This window comes from Humidesulfovibrio mexicanus (genome assembly GCF_900188225.1).
Lineage (GTDB): Bacteria > Desulfobacterota > Desulfovibrionia > Desulfovibrionales > Desulfovibrionaceae > Humidesulfovibrio > Humidesulfovibrio mexicanus.
On sequence record NZ_FZOC01000001.1, the window covers coordinates 273,421 to 292,968 of the forward strand.

Sequence of the window (19,548 nt, forward strand, 5' to 3'; positions counted from 1 at the left end):
GCGGCTTCGGGGGGGCGTCGGGCCGCGAAGTCATCTACCGTCCAGGGGCCGAAGCGCTCCGGGATGCACAGTCCCGGCGTCAGGACACGCGAATGGCTTCGGTCACCGCCTGAATGTTGCGAATCTTGTCCAGTACACCGTAAAGCTGCGTCAAATTGGTCACCTCGACAGTGAACTCCATCACGGCCTTGCCGTCCACGTTGCTGTGGAACGTGCCGGAGTCGATGTTCACGTCGTCGCTGGCCATAAGCGCGGTGACCTGTGACAGGGCGCCCTTGAAGTTGCGGGAAACGATGCGGATCTTTGCCGGATAGGGCTTGTCTTCCTGCCCGTCCCAGGCCACGGACACCAGCCGTTCGGGCTCCAATTCCTTCAGGTTGGTGCAGTCGGCCGCGTGGATGGTGACTCCGCGCCCACGCGACACGTACCCCACAATGGGCTCGCCGGGCAACGGGTTGCAGCAACTGGCGAAGCGCACCAGCACGTCATCCACGCCACTGATGCGAATGCCCTCGCTTTTCTTGGGCTTGGGGGCTTCGGCGGATGACGCGGCCGGCTCGGGCTTGCGCTCGCGCTCGTCCGGTGGACGCTCTCCGGGGTGCAGTATGACGTACAGCTTGTGCAGCACCTTGCGCGGGGTAAGGCGCGCATAGCCCACCTGGGAGAGCATTTCGTCCACGCTGGGACAGGCGAACTCCTCAGCAAGCCTGAGAAACAGTCCATCCTTCATGGCCTTGGCCACGTTGATGCCGACCTTGCGGCCTTCCTTCTCCAGCATCTCCTTGGCCAAGCTTATGCTGCGGGCGCGTTCCTCGGTGCGGATGTACTGCTTGATGCGCGTTCTGGCGCGGGCCGTCTTGACGAACTTGAGCCAGTCGCGGCTGGGGTTGCGGTGGGCATCGGTGATGATCTCCACGCGGTCGCCGTTCTTGAGCGGCGTCCCCAAGGGCACCAGCCGCCCGTTGACCTTGGCCCCGGCGCAGTGGTCGCCCACCTTGGAATGCACGGCGTACGCAAAGTCCACGGGCGTCGCGCCCTCGGGCAGCTCCTTGATGTCGCCGCGCGGAGTGAACACGTAGACTTCGTCCTGGAACAGGTCGATGCGCAGGGAGGACATGAACTCGCGCGGGTCCTTAAGGTCGCGCTGCCAGTCCAGTATCTGCCGGAGCCATGTAAAGCGTTCGGCGTCACGGCTGCTGCCCTTCTTGCCCTTTTCCTTGTACTGCCAGTGCGCGGCCACGCCGTATTCCGCGACGCGGTTCATCTCCTCGGTGCGGATCTGGATCTCGATGCGCTCGCCGTCCGGCCCGATGACGGTGGAGTGCAGGCTTTGGTACATGTTGGCCTTGGGAATGGAGATGTAGTCCTTGAAGCGGCCGGCCACGGGCTTCCAACGCGAATGCACCAAGCCCAGGGCGGCATAGCAGTCCTTGAGGCTTGTGACGATGATGCGGAAGGCGATAAGGTCGAAAACCTGGTCCAGACCAAGGTGCTGCTGCTGCATCTTGGCATAGATGCTGTACCGGTGCTTGATGCGGCCACGCACGCGGGCCCTGATGCCGTTTTCCTCAAGAAGCCCGTTCAGAATGCCGATGACCTTGTCGATGTAGTCGTTGCCTGCGGTATGGTGCGCAGCAACGCCCTGGTCGATTTGCTCGTACACGTCCGGCTTGAGGTACTTGAGGCAAAGGTCCTCCAGCTCGATCTTGGTGCGGTGCAGGCCCAGCCGGTTGGCGAGGGGGGCATAAATCTCCAGCGTCTCCTGGCTGATGAGCCGCTGCTTGACGGAATTCTGGAAGTCGAGCGTGCGCATGTTGTGCAGACGGTCGGCCAGCTTGACCATAAGCACGCGGATGTCCTCGGCCATGGCCAGAATCATCTTGCGGATGTTCTCGGCCTGGGCCACAGCCTTGGACTCGAACTGGATCTTGCTGATCTTGGTCACGCCATCGACGATGTCGGCCACCTCTTCGCCGAAGAGCTCCTCGATCTCGTCGATGGTGGCCTTGGTGTCCTCCACGGTGTCGTGCAGAAGGCCGGCCACCACCGTGGCCTCGTCCAGTTGCATGTCGGCCAGCACCTTGGCCACGCTCATGGGGTGCGAGAGGTAGGGCTCGCCGGAGAGCCGCGTCTGGCCCGCGTGGGCCTCGGCCGCGAAAATGTAGGCCTTCTGGATGATCTCCAGGTCGGGCTTCTCGATGTAGCTGGCCACCTTATCGGTGATTTCGTTGATGCGGATCATTGTTCTTTCAGCTCCGGAGCCTGGCCCTGCCGGGATATCCACCAGCGGATGGAGTTGTGCTTGATTCCGGCAGGCGCGGGCTCGATGCCCATGACCCGCTCGTGGACCATGGGCAGCGCCATGGGGACATACAGAAAGCAATAAGGCTGCTCCTCGTGCAAAATCTCCTGGAGGCGATCGTACAGGGGCTTGCGCCGCTTCTGGTCCAGCATTCTGCGCCCGCGCTCAAGCAGATCGTCCAGTTCAGCGTTCTTGAAACCGGTGAAGTTGAGCCCACCCGGCACGGCCTTGGACGAGTGCCAAACGTCGTAGAGATCTGGATCCTCCAAAATGTTCCAGCTCAACAGCACGGCGTCGAAGCGGCCCTTGTCCACAAACTCCTTGATGAATGCGGCCCATTCCACCGTGCGGATGCGTACGATGACGCCCATGTCCTTCAGGCGGCTTTGGATGATGATGGCCGCCTTGATGCGCTGGCTGTTTCCCTGGTTGGTGAGGATGGTGAAGGCGAACGGCTGCCCCTGTGCATTGGTCAGCATCCCGTCCGGCCCCTGGCGCGTCCACCCGGCCTCGGCGAAAAGCCGCCGGGCCTTTTCCGGATCGAACTCGTTGGCGGGAATGCGCCCGTTGAACGCCCAGGCCCCCGGCTTGTACGGTCCGCAGGCCGCCACGCCAAGTCCGGCCAGCACCCCGCGCACGATCTCGTCCTTGTCGATGGCGTGTAGAATGGCCCGGCGTACGCGCACATCCGAAAAGAGCGGGCTTCTCATGTTGTAGCCCAGAAAGGCGTAACCCGAAGCCAGATACTGAAACTTGCGGTATTGCGCAGCCCAGCCGTCCTCGCCGGTCTGGTAGAGATACTGCTGGGGCGTCAGGCCCATAAGGTCCAGATTGCCGCTTTTCAGCTCCATGAACTGGGTGGTCTGGTCGGGGATGATGCGCATGACCACTTCATCTATGTAGGCGCGCCCCTCGAAGTAGTCGGGGTTGGCCACAAGCACCAGACGGTTTCCCGCGGTCCACTCCTTGAGCATGTAGGGCCCCGCGCCCACGGGCTGACGCGCAAGCGGGGTCTTGAGCAGGTCCTGCCCTTCGAGCAGGTGGCGCGGCAGAATGGCGCTCGCCCAGGTGACAAGCGCCCGGGCGAAGGGAGTGTCGTAGCGCACCTCGAACGTATAGTCGTCCACCAGGCGGAAGGATTTCACCGCAAGGTAGTCCTCAGCGTAGGCCGTGGGCGTGCTCGGGTCCACCATGAGTTTATAGGTGAATTCAACATCGCGCGCGGTGAGCGGCACACCATCCGTCCAGCGGATGTCGTTGCGCAGGGTAAAGCGCAACAATCGGCCGTCCTCTAGAATTTCGAACGACTTCGCAGCATCCGGCACAAGGTTGATATTCTTGTCGTACTTGAGCGGCGCAACGTAGATGAGCGAGGAAATCTCATGAGACGAAGAGTCGGTTGCCAGGGGCGGAATTAGGTTCGACGGCTCGCCAATGGTGGCTTCCACCAGTCGGCCCCCGTAGGCAGGGCGTGCAGCGTTGCTGGCGGATGCAGGGCCACCGCCGGTTTCCCGAGGGGCGCGGCCTGCGTCGCCCCGGCCGCAAGCGGACAGAAGTACGAGCGCCAACAACGCAAGATGCAGTAGTGTCCGCAGCATCAATCCTCTTGCCAAACGCCTTGTTTTTGCGCATATGATCTGCGAAGAGCGTCTGACGGCGTCAGTATGGCCCAGACGCGGCGAAAAGCCAAGCGGACCTTGCTTTTGTGGCTGTGGTGCGTATTGTCCCACCCTTGACCGGGCGCCGCACCGTCACTTTCGCCGAACAATACCACAAGCCCTCAATTTTTCAAGGGAGCTTTCGACCGCATGTCCATCGCCGAAGCCGACAAGGTCCGGGAAATCCTCACCCGGTTCACACGGGAGACCATCCCCGACTACATCATGGAGAACTCCACCGCCATCGTCGAAGCTGGCGGCGTACAAAAGCTCGACATCCAGCAGCGCGAGCAGTTCCTCGACGTGGACGGCCAGGTGCAGGGCGACGACTTCCAGATATACACATCTGAACTTGGTTTGAACCTGGCCGACGGCACCATCAATTCCTACTGCAACTGCCCGGAATCGTTCTCCGGGGTGTGCCGCCACGTTGGCGCCACAGCCCTCAAAATGCTCAAGAGCCTCTCCGGCGACAAGAAAAAGGCCGAACTGCCGCGCCCGCGCACGGACTGGCGGCAGACCTTCCGCAGCTTCTTCTCCACCGAGCTTGAGCCTGAGCCGGGCAAGCACTACCTGGTGTTCCGTCTCTACCCGGAGCCGGGCCGCCTCCAGGTGGCCTTCGCCCGGGCGCGCCAGAACAAAAGCGGCATTTCCGCCGTGCAGCAGGACATCACCCTCGAACACATCATCAAAAACCCGGACTGGTGCGAACTCTCCCCCGGTCTGCCCAAGGTTGCGGGCATGATCGCCCACTACCTGGACTACCAGGGCCACCGCGTGGAGCTCCCCGCCGGGCTGCACTCCTGGTTCTTCCGGGCAATAAAGAACGAGTATTACGTCTACCTGCGCGACACGGAAACGCCCGTGCGCATCGAAACCAAGACCCTCCAGCTGAAGCTCTCGCCGCAGCTCTCCGAGGACGGCCTGGGCTTCGACATCATGCTGGCGCGCGAAGACCGCCCCCCCTTCTCCATCCGGAAGGAGGACGAGCTGTTCCTGTACGGGCGTATGCCCCTGTGGGTGTTCTGGAAGGGAAATTTCCATCCCGTGCAGACCGGGCTGGACCCGGAACTCATCCAGGAGATGGTCGAGCAGGCCCCCATCGTGCCCCACGCCGACATCTCCGAATACCTTGACCGGGTCTGGACGCGCATCCCCGTGAGCGACCTCTACGGCCAGGAGGACTTCCTGGAGCGCATGGGCCCCATCTTCCAGCCTGCCGAGTTCAACCCCAAGCTGTTCCTGGACGAGGAAGGCAGCCTCTTGGTGCTCAAGATCCAGTGCATCTACGAAACCGAGCACGGCGAGGTGACGCTCCCCGGCCCCAACCCGGATCTGCAGACCGGCAGCTACCGCTTCGCGGACAAGAGCTACCTCATCCGCCGCGCCCAGGACGAAGAAAAAGTCCTGTTCGCCGAGCTGCAGCACATGGGTTTCCAGCCTCGCAGCAACCATACCTGGTTCATGGAGCAGGAAGCGGCCATCAACTTCCTGCTCGACTTCTACCCCATGCTGGTGGAGGGGTACCGCGTCTACGGCGAACAGAACCTGGCCCGCTACAAGGTGCGCCTGACCAAGCCCGTCATCAATGCCGAGGTAAAGAGCGACGAGGAAAACAAGTGGTTCACCCTTGATCTCACCGTACAGTACGACGACCAGAAGGTGCCCATCGAGGACATCTGGAAGGCCTGGGTGCAAAAGAAACGCTACGTGCAGCTGAAGGACGGCTCCTACACCAGCCTTCCCGAATCCTGGCTGCGCAAGCTGGGGCACAAGCTCAAGGCACTGGGCTTCGATCCGGAAAAGCCGCCCCAGAAGCAGTTCCAGCAGTTCGAGGCCCCGGTGCTGGACAATCTGCTGGACGACATGCCCGGCGCCAAGACCGACTCCTATTTCGTGAAGCTGCGCGAAAAAATCAGCAACTTCCAGCAAATTCGCCAGATCCCCCCCCCGCGCGGCCTGAACGCCACCCTGCGCCCCTATCAGGTGCTGGGGCTTTCCTATCTGAACTTCCTGCGCGAGTATGGCTTCGGCGGCATCCTGGCCGATGAAATGGGCCTGGGCAAGACCGTACAGACCCTGTCCTTCGTGCTCTCGCTCATCGAACGCGGCGCCTCGGGCCCCTGTCTCATCGTGGTGCCCACCTCGGTGCTGCCCAACTGGGAGCGCGAGGCCGCGAAGTTTGTGCCCAGCCTGCGGCGGCTGACCATCTACGGCGCCAAGCGCGAGGATCTCTTCGCCCGCATCAAGGACTCGGACATCATCATCACCACCTACGCCCTGCTGCGCCGGGACCTGGAGGAGTTGTCCAAGTACAAGTACATGGCGGTCATCCTGGACGAGGCCCAAAACATAAAGAACCCGAACACCATCACGGCCCGCAGCGTGCGCAGGCTCGATGCGGACATGCGCCTGTGCCTCTCGGGCACGCCCATCGAAAACAACCTTTTCGAGCTTTGGAGCCTGTTCGAGTTCCTCATGCCGGGTTTTTTGGGCTCGCAGCACGCCTTCCAGCGCGGCATCGTGAAGCCCATCAAAGACGCCGACGAGGAGACCCTCAACTACTTGCGAAGCCGGGTGAAACCCTTCATCCTGCGGCGCACGAAGAACGAGGTGGCCAAGGATTTGCCGCCAAAAATCGAGACCACGCACTACTGCGAATTGGCGGACGAGCAGCGTGACCTTTACGGCGCGCTGGCAGCCAAGCTCAAGGAGCAGGTGCTCAAGGACGTGGACGAAAAGGGGCTTGCCAAGAGCCAGATGTCCATCCTCGACGCGCTGCTGAAGCTGCGGCAGATATGCTGCCATCCAAGGCTGTTGAAGCTCGACATCCCTGGCATCAACACCAATCTGCCCTCAGGCAAGTTCGACGCCTTCAAGGACCTCGTGACGGACATCGTGGAGGGCGGACACAAGGTGCTGGTGTTCTCGCAGTTCGTGCAGATGCTGCACATCATCCGCTCCTGGCTGCAGATACGCGAGGTGCCCTTCGCCTATCTCGACGGCTCCAGCAAGGACCGTTTCGACCAGGTGGACCGCTTCAACGACAATCCGGACATCCCCATCTTCCTCATCTCGCTGAAGGCGGGCGGAACAGGCTTGAACCTCACCAGCGCCGACTACGTCATCCACTACGACCCCTGGTGGAACCCGGCCGTGGAGAACCAGGCCACGGACCGCACCCATCGCATCGGCCAGAAGCGGCAGGTCTTCGCCTACAAGATGATCTGCCAGAACACCGTGGAGGAAAAGATCCTCAAACTGCAGGAGATGAAGAAGGACGTGGCCGAGGCCATCATCCCCGGTCAATCCGCCTTCAAGACCCTCACCCGCGACGACCTGGAGATGCTGTTTGACGTGTAGCGCGCAGGACGGGTGCCATCAGACATGAATGCATTGACCTTTCAGTGTGTGCGCCTTTTCGACAGGGCGCAGGCCGCAGTGGAGTCTGAAAAGACGCGGCGCAGGGTGGGCAAAGGGCTCATCTTCTTCTTTCTGGCTTCGCTCTCGCTCATTGAATTGAACACCCTGGGCCTGCTCCCGGAGGCGATCGGGGCCCATGTCTCCCTGAACCGCTTCCATTCCGTGACGCAGACCTTTACGCTTGTGCTCATGCTTGAGGTGGTCGACCTTGTGTTCGCGCTGCCGCGTTCCACCTCGCGCGCCGTGGCCAAGCAGTTCGAACTGCTGGCCCTCATCCTGCTGCGCAACGCCTTCAAGGAACTCACGTACCTGCCCGTGCCCATTGAGGTCATGGGCCATACCGATGTGCTCATCCGCATCGGCGTGAACGGAACCGGAGCGCTTGCCGTATTCGTGCTGCTTGGCGTCTACAAGTACGCCCAACGCTGCGCCCCGCGCCACTGGGCGCCAGACATCCTGGCGAAATTCATCGCTGCGAAGAAGCTGGTGGCACTGCTGCTCCTGGCCGCGCTCATTTTCATGGGATTGTTGAACATATTCTTCCTGCTGCGCCACGAGCCCCTGCTCGACATTTTCCACGACTTCTACACGCTGCTCATCTTCACCGACCTTCTCATCGTGCTTATTGCGCAACGTTACATGCCGGAATTCCATGCCATATTCCGCAACTCCGGGTTTGCGCTCTCAACGCTGTTCATCCGCCTTGCCCTCACCGCCGATGCCTTCCTCTCTGTCATTCTCGGAGTCGGGGCAATGCTCTTCGCTCTGGGCCTCACCTTCGCATCCAACCGGTTTTACGCCATCACCGCCAGTACCCAGGGGGCCTCATGTCTGGGCAGGGATTCTCAAAAATAGGGCAAAGCGACAAAAAGCGCCTCTACGGCCCACGGGCATTGCTGGTGTGCGGCTATGCCGCCTCCGAGCAGGACCGCCTCTTGGACATGCTGGAGCGCTTCCGACTTGAGGACATCTCCGTGGTGTTCGCCACCGGGGCTGAGGCCGATACGCTTGTGCGCCAAGTCCTCGAACGGCCTTCCGGGCACGGCCGGGGAGAGGACAGCCCCCTGCCCAGGGCGGTGGTGCTCTCCGGCATCACGGAAAAAGAGCTCTCCACAATCATGGCCGCCTGGAGGCACCTTGGCCTGCCCAGACAAAACTGGGCCACCCTCACCCCTTCCTCCGAAAGCTGGCCGCTGATGGATCTGTTGGCCGAACTCGACGCTGAACGCATTGCGCTCAACCGCCCACGCTGACCCCACCAGAATACGCCGACACATCAATCAAGACAGCACCACCATCGACGACAACAAATACTTAAGTTTTTTGTTGCAGAAACGTTACACCATACGTATTCTGCAACAAGCGTAGCATATTCGGCGCAGGGTCACCCCAAGCGCAGCAGTACGCAAGCCCAGTTCCCAACCCCTGGAGGCGTCATGAAACTTGGACTTCGATCAAAACTGCTGTCCCCCACCATCATCGCGGTCATCGTCAGCATGGCCTTGGCCGGCTTCTTCTCCGCCAAGACTGCTTCGGACCAGCTCTGGAACGAACTTGAGAACTCCTCCAGGCTCCTGGCCGCCAATCTCACCAGCGCGGCGGGGTCGTTCGCGGGGAACGTGCGTGGGGCCGTGCTCCTGCAGGCCAACAGCGACCGCGTGCGAAAGGCGCTGACGGATCCCACGCCTGAACACATCGAGGATGCGCGCAAAGTGCTTTTGGACCTTCGCGACTACGATGAATCCGTGCAGGGGGTGAACGTCCTCGACGCCAAAGGTGAAGTGGTCTTCGGAGACGACCCCAAAGCCAAGGGCAATTTCGCAGACCGGGGCTACTTCAAGAAGGCCATCAAGGGCGAGGCCAACATCTCCGAGCCCGTCATCAGCCGCGTGACCAACAAACCGGTGTTCATGGCGGCCGCGCCCATCAAGCAGGGCGAAAAGATCCTGGGCATCATTTACGCCCGCGTAGACCTGGCCAAGTTCTCGGAGAACATGGTGGACCCGGTGAAGGTGGGCCAAAGCGGCTACGCCTACATGGTCAGCGACACGGGCCTGGTCTTCAGCCACCCGGACAAGGAGACCATCCTCAAGGTCAACATCTCCGAAACCGACTGGGGCAAGCAGGTTATGGGCAAGGATTCCGGGACGGTGAGCTACAATTGGGAAGGGGTGACCCGCACATCCGTCTTTTCGCGCGACAAGACGACCGGATGGCGGGCCATCATTTCCATCAGCTCGCACGACATTGAAAAGGCCACAGGCAGCGTACGCAATTCCAGCCTGCTCTTCGGCGTGCTGGGCATTGCGCTGGTATGCGCGGCCATCGTGTTCATCCTGAACAAGGTGCTCAAGGACCTGGACAAGAGCGTCGGCTTTGCCGAGGCCGTGGCCGCAGGCGACCTGGGCCAGACCCTGGACATGCACCGCGACGACGAGCTTGGCCGACTGTCCGATTCGTTGCGCAAGATGGTCGAAAGCCTCAAGGGCATGATCAGCCAGGCGCAGGACAAGACCATGGAGGCTGAACGACAGACAGAGCTTGCCAGAGTCGCCACGGAGGAGGCCCAGCAAGCCAAGGCCGAAGCGGAACGCGCCAAGCGCGAGGGGATGCTGCACGCCGCGCAGCAGCTTGAAGGCATTGTCGAGGTGGTCACCTCGGCCTCCACCGAACTGTCCTCGCAAATCGAGGAATCGAGCCGAGGCGCGGAGAACCAGGCCGCCAGGGTGAGCGAGACGGCCACCGCGATGGAGGAAATGACCGCCACTGTGCTTGAGGTGGCGAAAAACGCCGGAGAAGCGGCTGAAACAGCCGGCAGCGCCCGCACCAAGGCGCAAAGCGGGGCGCACATCGTCAGCCGGGTGGTCACAAGCATGAGCGATGTCCAGACCCAGTCCAACCAGCTCAAGGACGACATGGCCAAGCTGGGCAAGCAGGCCGAAGACATCGGCCGCATTATGACCGTCATTACCGACATCGCCGACCAGACCAACCTGCTTGCGTTGAACGCCGCCATCGAGGCGGCGCGCGCGGGCGACGCCGGACGCGGCTTCGCTGTGGTCGCCGACGAGGTGCGCAAGCTCGCGGAAAAGACCATGCAGGCCACCAAGGAAGTGGGCGAGGCAATCGCGGTCATCCAGCACAGCACGCGCGTCAACGTGGAGAACGTGGACAAGAGCGTGCGCCTCATCGAAACGACCACCGGCCTTGCCGAGGAGTCGGGAGCGGCACTGGCGGAAATCGTAAGCCTCGTGGACGCGGCCTCGGACCAGGTGCGTTCCATCGCCACGGCAAGCGAGGAACAGTCTTCCGCCAGCGAGGAAATCAACCGCTCCATCGAGGAGGTGAACATCATCTCCTCCGAGACCTCACAGGCCATGGGAGAGGCGGCCAAGGCCGTCAGCGAACTGGCCGAACAGTCCCAGATGCTCCAAAAGCTCATCGCCAAGCTGGAGCAGGACGGACGCGGCTAGAACCGACACAATGTCGGGCCGGGGCGCATCGCACGCCCCGGCCCGACAATTCGTGGTCCGCACCTCTCCGTGACGGGGCTAATCAGGCAAAGCCCCCCGCACCCCGCGCACAAACCAACGCATGGTCAGCAGTTCCTGGTCGGACGCCCTGCCCCCGGCGGCTATGCGCACCCTCCCGGCCTGGTCGGATACGGGGCCTGCGAAACTCATGTCCTTGCCCCGCGCCATGCGGTCCTTCTCGGCGCACACCTTCGCGGCGATTTTTTCTGGCACTGCCTTGCCAAAAGGAGCCAGCCCCACGGCTCCAGACTCGAAGCCGACGAACAGGTCGCCGCTTTTCCACGTTCCGGCGCGCACACGGCGCACAATATCCACATACAGCGGCCCCCACTCGAAGGTGGTGGAGGTGAGCGCGCAGTCGGCGCCATGGCTTGCGGCATCCGTGCCGTAGCCGATGGCTGGCGTGCCGAGGGAACAGGCGGTCCGGGCGGAGTCTGGCGTATCCGCCATCTGGCGCACCAGCTCCACGCCGGAGGCGACCAGTTCGCGGGCCAGACGCGCCTCGCCGTCGGCATTGCGCCAGGACTTGAGCCAGACCACGGTGTTCAACCTGTCCGCATCGTGCTTGACGCCTGCTTCGCGCAGGCCGCGGGACAATCCCAAGGTGAAGGCGTTGATGCCGCGCACGACCTCGGGGATGGGCTGCGTGGCCACTGTGCCCACGTTGCGGTACCCCATAAGCCCGGCCAGATACCCAGCAAGGTATTCGCCCTGTTCGATGCGCGCCATGTAGACCCCAAGGTTGGGGCGCGTCTTGACTCCGCTGCAGTGCATGAACACAACGCCGGGAAACTCGGCTGCGACGGCATTGATGGCATCCATGTGCTGGAACGTCGTGCCGAAGATCAGCTGGTTGCCCTGTCGCGCGAACCGCCTGAACACCGCCTTCGCCTGTGCGGTGTCCACAACGTTTTCGGCAAGGGAGACCTCCACCTCCTGTCCCATTTCGCGCCTGAGCTGCTCAATGGCCTTGGCGTGGGCGGCGGTCCAGCCCTGGTCGTCAACCTCGCCCAAAAGCGCAAAGGCGACCTTGGTGGGCGCTCCGGGGTTAGCCCCTTGCCCCTGGGCCAGCGCAGGAGCGCACAGCACGACACACACAGCCAACCGGGCAAGCAAAAGGACCACACGCATGGGGGAGCCTCCTGTTCAGGGGGAATGCAGGATGTTTCACTGGGGCCTCAAGACCAAAGTGAGGAATGCCTACGAGAAAGCCGCGCGGGGGCGGCTGCCGCCGCCGCTAGCGCACAAGGTCGCGGTCTACGTAATTTTGCGGCTGGCCATCAGGGTTGGCGATGGTGTGCGGAACACCGGTAAGCTTGGTGGAGACGGTAGGCTTCACGCCGCCGCCGGGGGTGTGCCGGAGCTGGGGCAACAGGGCGCGGGTGTTGCTGTTTACCGGAATCGTCCAGGTGTGCGCCCCCAGGAGCAACCCGCTGTCAAGCGTGGCGACCTGTGCGGAGACATAAATGATCTGCGGCGTGACGAGATAGGTTCCGGTCATGAGGCAGGGCCGCGGCTCGTTTGGACCATAGGAACGCTTTGCGGGGGCGGGTTCGCCCTCAGCGGGCTTGGGGGCGCGCGGCGGCTGGCCCCTGGTCATCATGAAGGTGCGCTGGGTAAGCCGCGCCGCCACTTGCTCGGCCACCAGGGCGCCAAAGGGCGACGGGTCGCCCAGGTCCACCCGGTTGGTGAAGGGCTCGAAGTAGATGGGGGAACGCTTGTTCAAATCGGGCAGGAACTGCCCCACCATCATGTCGGCCGCATCGAAGTTGATGTCGGCCAGAGGGGTCTTGTCCTCGACAAAGAGCTCGGTCGTGGTTGGCCGGGTGCCCAGAATGTCGTTCTTTGCATCCACAGCAGTGCGCTTGAGGGAGGAATAGTACGAGGTGCCGGGGTTGCCGCAGCCGACAACCGCCAGCCCCGCCAGCAGGATCACTATGCAGGGCAATATGCTCAAACGCGCTGTATTCATGGTGTCCCCACCGTTGCGGCCAGAGAGGGGGATCACCCCTGCCCGTCACCGGTCTTGACTGCGTATCGTACGGCTTTGAAGAAAACTTTACGCCTTGCCGTATTCCGTGTCCAGTTCCGGGCTGGCTGCAAGGGCTTCCAGCAGCCGGACAAGCTGCTCCGATGCGCGCGCGGCCGTGGCCAGCACGGCCTCGTGGCTGATTTCCTCCATGCAGTCCGGCGAATTCTTGTTGGTCAGGCAGCTGACGCCAAGCAGTCTGACCCCCATGTGCCGCGCGGCGATGGCCTCCATTACCGTGCTCATCCCTATGGCATCGGCGCCAAGCCGCCGATAAGCCCTTGTCTCGGCGGGCGTCTCCAGACTGGGACCGGGAACCTGGACGTAGACGCCGCGTTCGACCAGCAAGCCGAGACGCGCGGCCTTGCGCCGGGCGAGGGCGAGCAGGCCTGGACACCAGGCGCGGCCCATGTCCGGAAAGCGCGGTCCAAAGGCGCCATTATTCGGCCCGGTGAGGGGATTTTGGCCGGTCATGTTGATGTGGTCGGTGATCAGCATGAGACCGCCAGCAGAAAACAGCGGGTTCAAGGCTCCGGCGGCGTTGGTCAGCACCAGGGTGCGCACGCCAAGCTGGGCCAGGGCGCGCACGGGCAGGCACACCTCGGCTGGGGTCTTGCCCTCGTACAGGTGCACGCGGCCGCACAGCGCCAGCACGGGCCGCCCGGCCAGCAGGCCCGAGCGCAGAAAACCGTCATGCCCTGCAACGCCGGAAAGGGGCATTCCGGGAATGTCGGCGTAGGGAATGTCCAGGCGGTGCGCAATGGCCTCGGCCACCGGGCCAAGGCCTGATCCAAGGATCAGACCCAATGTTCCGGCTTGAATATTCCCTAGCTTCTCGCGTATGAGTCGGCTAATGCTTGTGACGGCATCCTGGTGATTCACGTCTGCGCCCCCCTCGGCCGCGTGATGCAGCCACATGCCCAATAGCCCAACTGGACATCCTCTTACAAGCCGGGGAAGGCGCGCCATATGGATTTCGCTACACTGCTAGGACTCTTGTCGGGCATGGCCCTGGTGGTCTCCGCCATCGTCATGGGCGGAGATGTCAACATCTTTATCGATGTTCCCTCATTGATGATCGTCTTCGGCGGCACCTTCGGCACCATTTTCGTGGCCTTCCCGTTCGAGGAAGTGCGCCAAGCCCTGAAGGCGGGGTTCACGGCCTTCTCCTCCCGCAAGGTCCAGGTGCGCGAAGTTGTCAACATCATGGTCAAAATCGCGGAAATCAGCCGTCGCGAAGGCCTTATCGCCCTTGAAAACGTCAAAACGGAAAACATGGTGCTCAAGAAGGCCTGTCAGCTCATCGCCGACAACGCCGACCCAGCCCTCATCCGCACCACCCTGGCCATCGAAATCACGTCCATGAAGCGCCGCCACAAGGTCGGCGAGGAAGTGTTCAAACGGTTGGGAAGCTTGGCGCCTTCCTTCGGAATGCTTGGAACGCTCATCGGCCTGGTGCAAATGCTGGCCAATCTGAACGATCCCAAAGCCATCGGCCCGGCAATGGCCGTGGCCATCATCACCACCTTCTATGGCTCCACCCTGGCAACGGTCATCTTCCTGCCCATCGCCACAAAACTCAAGGCCAGAACATTGCAAGAGGAACTGCACCTGGAGGTCATCTTCGAGGGCGCAAAATCCATCCTGGAAAACAACAATCCCATGCTCGTATACGAGAAGCTCTCGTCCTTCCTGGCTCCGAAAGAGAGGAAATAGGCCATGAGCGAAGACTACGAACGCGAAGAAGAAGAGGAGCAGTCCGATTCCGCAGAATGGTTGATAACCTTCTCGGACCTGACCATGCTGCTTCTGGTCTTCTTCATCATGCTCTACGCCATGAGCACGCCGGACCCCACGAAGGTCACCAACGCCTTGCAGGCCGTGACCCAGGCCTTGAGCGGCAAGGAAAGCAAGCTCGCCACCAGCACCATCAGCCGCGAGGAAGCAGGGGTGCTGCTTGATCAGGTGCTGCTGAACAAACAGATACAAATCGCCCAGCAAAAGGTCTTTTCCGACGTAAAATACCTGCAGACGAAAAAAGGCCTGGAGGGACTGGTGGGCGCCAATTTCGAAGACGGCGTCATCACCATCCGCGCCCCAGGAGACGTGCTCTTCGCCTCCGGCGACGTGACTCTTACGCCCAAGGGCCGCGAGGTCATCGAGGCGTTGAAGGACTTCTTCGCCCAGCATCCGGACCAGACCATCAACATCCGCGGCTACACAGACGACCGACTGCCCATGGCCGGCTCACGCTTCCGCGACAACTGGGAGGTCTCCAGCCTGCGGGCGGTGAACGTGCTGCGCGTGCTCATGGAGATGGGAATCGAGCCCAAACGCCTCACTTCAACGGGGCTGGCCGACATCAACCCGCTATTCCCCAATACGACGGACGAATACCGCGCGCAAAACCGCAGGGTCGAATTCGTGCTGGAGAAGCGCGTGACGGGAAAATAGGGCGGCCCCAACCGTTCCGGACGCCGCAGTGACCTGAATACAACGTTGCGAGGACGAGCATGGACTTTGACATCAAGATGGACGGCGACGACAAGCTCAGGCAGGCCTTCCGCACCCGCGTTCCCGGGCTGGATGTCCGCGTGGTGACCCAAAACGGCCCGCGGGAATTCCCCGTAAGCGACATCAGCGCCTCCGGGTTCGCCTTCAGCGACTCCCCCCGCGGCTACAGCCCGGGCATGGTGCTTTCCTTCGACCTGCTGCTGTCCAAGCGCCTGTTTCTGGGCGACCTCAAGGCCAAGGTCATGCGCATCATCGGGGAGAAAGGCATCATCGGCTGCACATTCATGGAAATGGAACGCAGGCAGGAAATCAAGCTCGACAAGCTTGTGCTTGAGGTCCAGAAGCGGCTCATCGAACTGCGCAAGGCCAAGCGCGAAGCGGGCGGCTAGGTCGCCAGTGCCGCAACACCGCATCCTCATCGCCAACCGGGGCGAGATCGCCATGCGCATCATGCTGGCGTGCGAACGCCTCGGGCACGAGTTTATTTGCGTGCATACCCAGCCCGACGCCGCCAGCGGCCATGTGCAGCTGGCGCGCGAACGCGGTGGGCCGAAATGCCTCGTCCGCATCCGCTCCTACCAGGACGCCAGCGAGTTGTTCGCCGTTGCGGACGCCTTTGGGGCCACGGCCGTCCATCCCGGCTACGGTTTCTTCGCCGAGGACTTCCGCTTTGCGCGCAGGGCGGTGAAACGCGACCGCCCGCTCATCTTCATCGGTCCGTCCTGGGAGGTCATCCGCGACCTGGGTGACAAGATCAACACCAAACGCATCGCCCGCACCCTTGGCGTGCCCACCATCCCCGGCTCGGACCGACCCATTTTCGACGAGATGGAGGCAGCGGAAATGGCCGAGGCCATCTTCGCCTTCCAGGCCGACCAGGGCATTGCCGAAGGCTGCGTGCTGGTGAAGGCCAGCGCCGGGGGCGGCGGCATGGGCATTGAGGAAGTCTACGACCTGGACGCCTTCCGCGCGGCCTATCGGCGCATCCGCAACTACGCCAAGCGCAACCTGTCGGATGAAGGCGTGCTCATCGAACAACGCATCTTCGACTTCAACCACCTGGAAGTGCAGGTGGCGGCCGAGCGCGGCGGCAAGAACGCCGTGCACTTCGGCACCCGCAACTGTTCGGTGCAGAGCCTGGGACGACAAAAACGCATCGAGGTGGCGCCCGGCTTCGACCCCTCTAGTCTCTCCTATGCCTTCGACGCCGCCGCCGTGCTCGCTTCCATCACGGAGCACTCGGTCAGAATGGCCAAGACCGTGGGGTACGACAACGTGGGCACCTGGGAATGGATCGTCACCCCCAGGGGCGACCCATTCCTCATGGAGGTCAACACCCGCATCCAGGTGGAAAACGGCGTGTCCGGAGTGGTTTCCCGGATCCACGGCCGTCCGGAAACGGTCAGCGGCGTGGACATCATCTCCGAACAGATACGCCTGGGCCTGGGCGATCCGCTGGGCTACGACCAGCAGGACGTGCGCCTGGAGGGCGTGGGCATCGAATACCGCATCATCGCCGAGGATCCTGCCGACCGCTTCACCCCGTGCCTTGGGCGCATCGAACGCTTCACGTGGACAGCGGCGCCCTGGCTCGCGGTGCATACCCAGGCGCCCACGGCCGCCACCGGCGAGCCCTACGACATCCCCATGGATTTCGACCCCAATCTGGCGCTGGCCATAGTGTGGGGGAAGGATCTGGCCCAGGCGCGCGCACGCGGAGAGGAGTTCCTTGCCGGGCTGGACCTCGCCGGGACGGACACGGCTGGCGCTCCTCTGCGCACCAACATCGAGTTCCTGCGCGCCCGCACGCAGACCATCCTCCACTTCTAGGCGCGGGGAGGCCCCGGCATGGACATAGACAGGCGCGCCCAGCAGCTCCAGGCCAGGCTCACCTACATCCAGGACATCTTCGGCCAGCGCGAAAACGCCTCGGTGTCGCTTCTGCGCTACAGGCTGGAGGAATTCCTTGCCGGTGCGCCGAACCATGGTATGCGCGAGCTCTCGCAGCAGGCGCAACGCCTGGAAGAACTCTTCTCCCTGCTGGAGGGCAAGCTTGAGGACGAATTGCGCCCCATGGACAGGGTGCGCATCGTGCGCCATCCGCAACGCGTCTGCCTCAAGGACATTCTGGAAAACGTGTACGACAACTACACCGAGATCGGCGGCCAGGACGAATGGAGCATCGATCCGGGCATGATCATTGCGCGGGCCACCATCGCCCGGCGCATGGGCAAAAAGACCGTGCACCAGCCGGTCATGGTCATCGGGCAGGAGAAGGGCCATGGCCAGGAATTCCGCAACGGCGGGTCCATCAAGCCCTGGGGCAACGCCAACGCCTTGTACTACATGCGCGTGGCCGAGGTGGAGAACATCCCCATCCACACCTACGTTTTCACTCCGGGGGCCTATCCCGTGGAGGACTACCCCGGCGCAGCCCAGCAGATCGCCAAGAACCTCTACGTCATGGCAGGGCTCAAGGTGCCTGTGGTGGCGGTGTTCAGCGAGGGCGGCAGCGGCGGGGCCGAGGCCATCGCCCTGGCCGACAGGCGGCTCATGCTCTCCCACGGCTACTACTCCGTCATCTCGCCAGAAGGGGCGGCCGCCATCGAAGGCGGACTCAAGGACAAGGCCAGCCCGGAACTCATCGAACGCTGCGCGGACCGCCTCAAAATCACCGCAGAGGACAACCTGCGCCTGGGCTTCATCGACAGGGTGATACAAGAGCCGCCGCTTGGCGCGCGGCCCGAACACTACGATTTTTTCCGGCAGCTCCGGCGGGAGGTCATCCGCGCCACAGATGAAGTGGTCCACTCCGCCCAAAGCCTTGGCCCCCTGCGTGCCCTGGCCATGCGCAGGCAGCAGCGCAGCGCCGATCCCCAGGACATCTTCGTGCGCTGGCAGCTGGGGCAAAGCGCCCGCAACGCTCTGGTGGACCTGAGACAAAAGCGCTTCCGCACCATGAGCCGCACGGACTTTGTGGACAACCGCACCTTGGGCACCCGCCTGGCCACGGCCCTGGCTCGCGTTCTGTGGAGCGCGCACAGTCTGCTTACCCACGACCTGCTGGCGCGCTACAAGAAACGCTTGTCCGGGCTTCTGGAATATGTGGAGGCAGAGATGCGCGCCCTGGGCCAGGGCGGCCCGTTTCCCCGCATGTTCGGCCCAGGCAGGCGCGCTGGCGTGCCGCCGGAGGCCCTGGAGCGGCTGACCACCCTCTCCTGCCCGGACGCGAATGCCTGTCGCGTTGAGGACATGTGGGGCTATGTAAGCCCGCGTAGCCGGGAAGACCGCACCCTGACCTGCCCCAACAGCGCCACACACGGCTGCCAGGATCTCTGGGCGCCGGACCTTTTCGGCGAATTCGCGGGCGTGTGCTCCCACTGCGGGCACCACTTCCCCATGGAATACCAGTGGTACCTCTACAACGTCTTCAACTTCGCACAGGCTTACGAATTCAATACCGCCATCGAGGCGGGCAATCCGCTCGACTACGAAGGCTTCAGCCACAAGCTCGACGAGGCCAAGCGGGCCACAGGCCTGGGCAGTTCCTGCATCACCTTCGAGACAAAATTTGAGGGCATGGCCGTGGTGGTCGCCATGCTGGTGAATCCCTTCCGCGGCGGCACAGTGGGCGCGGCGGAGGGCGAGAAGCTCATCCGCGCGGCGGACAGAGCACGCATCAAGCGCCTGCCGTTCCTCATGTACTCGCACGGCACCGCAGGCATCCGCATCCAGGAGGGCACCTGCGGCGTCATCCAGATGCCGCGCGTCACCATGGCCGTGCGCCGCTACATAGACGCCGGCGGATTCTACCTGGTGCTCTACGACACCAACTCCTACGCGGGGCCGGTGGCCAGTTTCCTGGGCTGTTCGCCCTACCAGTTCGCCGTGCGCTCCTCGAACATCGGCTTCGCAGGGCCCGGCGTCATCCGCGAAACCACCGGCGTAGAGGTGCCCCCAAAATATCACCGAGCCTTCTCGGCCTTGTCGCGCGGGCATATTCAGGGTATCTGGGACCGGCGCGACCTGAGGAAGAACCTGCACCAGGCGCTTTTGACCATGGGCGGCAGAAACCTCTACTACCGCTGA

The 19,548-nt window shown here is 62.7% G+C and carries 14 protein-coding genes; 9 read left to right on the forward strand and 5 right to left on the reverse strand.

The features are described from left to right. Positions 1–79 precede the first annotated feature (79 nt). Both CHB73_RS01360 and CHB73_RS01365 read right to left on the reverse strand, forming a co-directional pair. The gene (locus CHB73_RS01360; RefSeq protein WP_089271310.1) at positions 80–2,242 is read right to left on the reverse strand and encodes a RelA/SpoT family protein; all 2,163 of its coding nucleotides are present in this window, start codon (positions 2,240–2,242) and stop codon (positions 80–82) included. Continuing rightward, complete coding sequence (locus CHB73_RS01365) at positions 2,239–3,900, reverse strand: peptide-binding protein (RefSeq protein ID WP_089271312.1); 1,662 nt, start codon at positions 3,898–3,900, stop codon at positions 2,239–2,241. The genes CHB73_RS01360 and CHB73_RS01365 overlap by 4 nt, the downstream gene beginning before the upstream one ends. A 210-nt stretch (positions 3,901–4,110) precedes the next feature. Here CHB73_RS01365 and CHB73_RS01370 point away from each other — a divergent pair, with 210 nt between their 5' ends. The 4 genes from CHB73_RS01370 to CHB73_RS01385 all read left to right on the forward strand — a co-directional run bounded on the left by CHB73_RS01370 (position 4,111) and on the right by CHB73_RS01385 (position 10,856). Then, entirely contained in the window at positions 4,111–7,323 is a 3,213-nt protein-coding gene (locus CHB73_RS01370; protein WP_089271314.1) for a DEAD/DEAH box helicase, read from the forward strand. Positions 7,324–7,347: 24 nt separating this feature from the next. Then, a complete protein-coding gene (locus tag CHB73_RS01375; protein ID WP_089271316.1) occupies positions 7,348–8,238 on the forward strand; it encodes a hypothetical protein in 891 nt (296 codons plus the stop codon). Further along, positions 8,211–8,636: a DUF3783 domain-containing protein gene (locus tag CHB73_RS01380; protein WP_089271318.1), complete on the forward strand. Its 426-nt coding sequence runs from the start codon at positions 8,211–8,213 to the stop codon at positions 8,634–8,636. Before CHB73_RS01375 ends, CHB73_RS01380 begins: the two co-directional genes overlap by 28 nt. Positions 8,637–8,819: 183 nt before the next feature. Continuing rightward, complete coding sequence (locus CHB73_RS01385; protein ID WP_089271320.1) at positions 8,820–10,856, forward strand: methyl-accepting chemotaxis protein; 2,037 nt, start codon at positions 8,820–8,822, stop codon at positions 10,854–10,856. A gap of 78 nt (positions 10,857–10,934) precedes the next feature. Here CHB73_RS01385 and CHB73_RS01390 read toward each other — a convergent pair whose 3' ends face one another. The 3 genes from CHB73_RS01390 to CHB73_RS01400 form a co-directional block, all read right to left on the reverse strand. Beyond that, positions 10,935–12,047, reverse strand: coding sequence for a BMP family ABC transporter substrate-binding protein (locus CHB73_RS01390; protein WP_089271322.1), 1,113 nt, complete (start codon positions 12,045–12,047; stop codon positions 10,935–10,937). 106 nt (positions 12,048–12,153) lie between these two features. Next, positions 12,154–12,888: a hypothetical protein gene (locus CHB73_RS01395; RefSeq protein ID WP_089271324.1), complete on the reverse strand. Its 735-nt coding sequence runs from the start codon at positions 12,886–12,888 to the stop codon at positions 12,154–12,156. A gap of 87 nt (positions 12,889–12,975) precedes the next feature. Next, a complete protein-coding gene (locus tag CHB73_RS01400) occupies positions 12,976–13,863 on the reverse strand; it encodes a purine-nucleoside phosphorylase (protein WP_089271326.1) in 888 nt (295 codons plus the stop codon). Between the two features lie 51 nt (positions 13,864–13,914). Between CHB73_RS01400 and CHB73_RS01405 the strand changes: the two genes are divergently transcribed. The 5 genes from CHB73_RS01405 to CHB73_RS01425 are packed head-to-tail and all read left to right on the forward strand — an operon-like array spanning position 13,915 to position 19,548. Continuing rightward, positions 13,915–14,661: a motility protein A gene (locus tag CHB73_RS01405; protein ID WP_089271328.1), complete on the forward strand. Its 747-nt coding sequence runs from the start codon at positions 13,915–13,917 to the stop codon at positions 14,659–14,661. 3 nt (positions 14,662–14,664) lie between these two features. Next, the gene (locus CHB73_RS01410) at positions 14,665–15,399 is read left to right on the forward strand and encodes an OmpA/MotB family protein (RefSeq protein ID WP_089271330.1); all 735 of its coding nucleotides are present in this window, start codon (positions 14,665–14,667) and stop codon (positions 15,397–15,399) included. Positions 15,400–15,458: 59 nt separating this feature from the next. After that, the gene (locus CHB73_RS01415; protein ID WP_089271332.1) at positions 15,459–15,848 is read left to right on the forward strand and encodes a PilZ domain-containing protein; all 390 of its coding nucleotides are present in this window, start codon (positions 15,459–15,461) and stop codon (positions 15,846–15,848) included. Positions 15,849–15,855: 7 nt separating this feature from the next. Beyond that, positions 15,856–17,289, forward strand: a complete 1,434-nt coding sequence (locus CHB73_RS01420; protein WP_268806896.1) for an acetyl-CoA carboxylase biotin carboxylase subunit family protein — start codon at positions 15,856–15,858, stop codon at positions 17,287–17,289. An 18-nt stretch (positions 17,290–17,307) separates the two neighbouring features. Further along, complete coding sequence (locus CHB73_RS01425) at positions 17,308–19,548, forward strand: acetyl-CoA carboxylase carboxyl transferase subunit alpha/beta (protein WP_089271334.1); 2,241 nt, start codon at positions 17,308–17,310, stop codon at positions 19,546–19,548.

What these genes read in the sequence shown, in the direction of transcription:
- CHB73_RS01395 (WP_089271324.1), bottom strand. Translation starts at nt 12,888, where the DNA reads ATGAATACAGCGCGTTTGAGCATATTGCCCTGCATAGTGATCCTGCTG.
- CHB73_RS01410 (WP_089271330.1), top strand. Translation starts at nt 14,665, where the DNA reads ATGAGCGAAGACTACGAACGCGAAGAAGAAGAGGAGCAGTCCGATTCC.
- CHB73_RS01370 (WP_089271314.1), top strand. Translation starts at nt 4,111, where the DNA reads ATGTCCATCGCCGAAGCCGACAAGGTCCGGGAAATCCTCACCCGGTTC.
- CHB73_RS01425 (WP_089271334.1), top strand. Translation starts at nt 17,308, where the DNA reads ATGGACATAGACAGGCGCGCCCAGCAGCTCCAGGCCAGGCTCACCTAC.
- CHB73_RS01375 (WP_089271316.1), top strand. Translation starts at nt 7,348, where the DNA reads ATGAATGCATTGACCTTTCAGTGTGTGCGCCTTTTCGACAGGGCGCAG.
- CHB73_RS01385 (WP_089271320.1), top strand. Translation starts at nt 8,820, where the DNA reads ATGAAACTTGGACTTCGATCAAAACTGCTGTCCCCCACCATCATCGCG.
- CHB73_RS01365 (WP_089271312.1), bottom strand. Translation starts at nt 3,900, where the DNA reads ATGCTGCGGACACTACTGCATCTTGCGTTGTTGGCGCTCGTACTTCTG.
- CHB73_RS01415 (WP_089271332.1), top strand. Translation starts at nt 15,459, where the DNA reads ATGGACTTTGACATCAAGATGGACGGCGACGACAAGCTCAGGCAGGCC.
- CHB73_RS01400 (WP_089271326.1), bottom strand. Translation starts at nt 13,863, where the DNA reads ATGTGGCTGCATCACGCGGCCGAGGGGGGCGCAGACGTGAATCACCAG.
- CHB73_RS01405 (WP_089271328.1), top strand. Translation starts at nt 13,915, where the DNA reads ATGGATTTCGCTACACTGCTAGGACTCTTGTCGGGCATGGCCCTGGTG.
- CHB73_RS01380 (WP_089271318.1), top strand. Translation starts at nt 8,211, where the DNA reads ATGTCTGGGCAGGGATTCTCAAAAATAGGGCAAAGCGACAAAAAGCGC.
- CHB73_RS01390 (WP_089271322.1), bottom strand. Translation starts at nt 12,047, where the DNA reads ATGCGTGTGGTCCTTTTGCTTGCCCGGTTGGCTGTGTGTGTCGTGCTG.
- CHB73_RS01360 (WP_089271310.1), bottom strand. Translation starts at nt 2,242, where the DNA reads ATGATCCGCATCAACGAAATCACCGATAAGGTGGCCAGCTACATCGAG.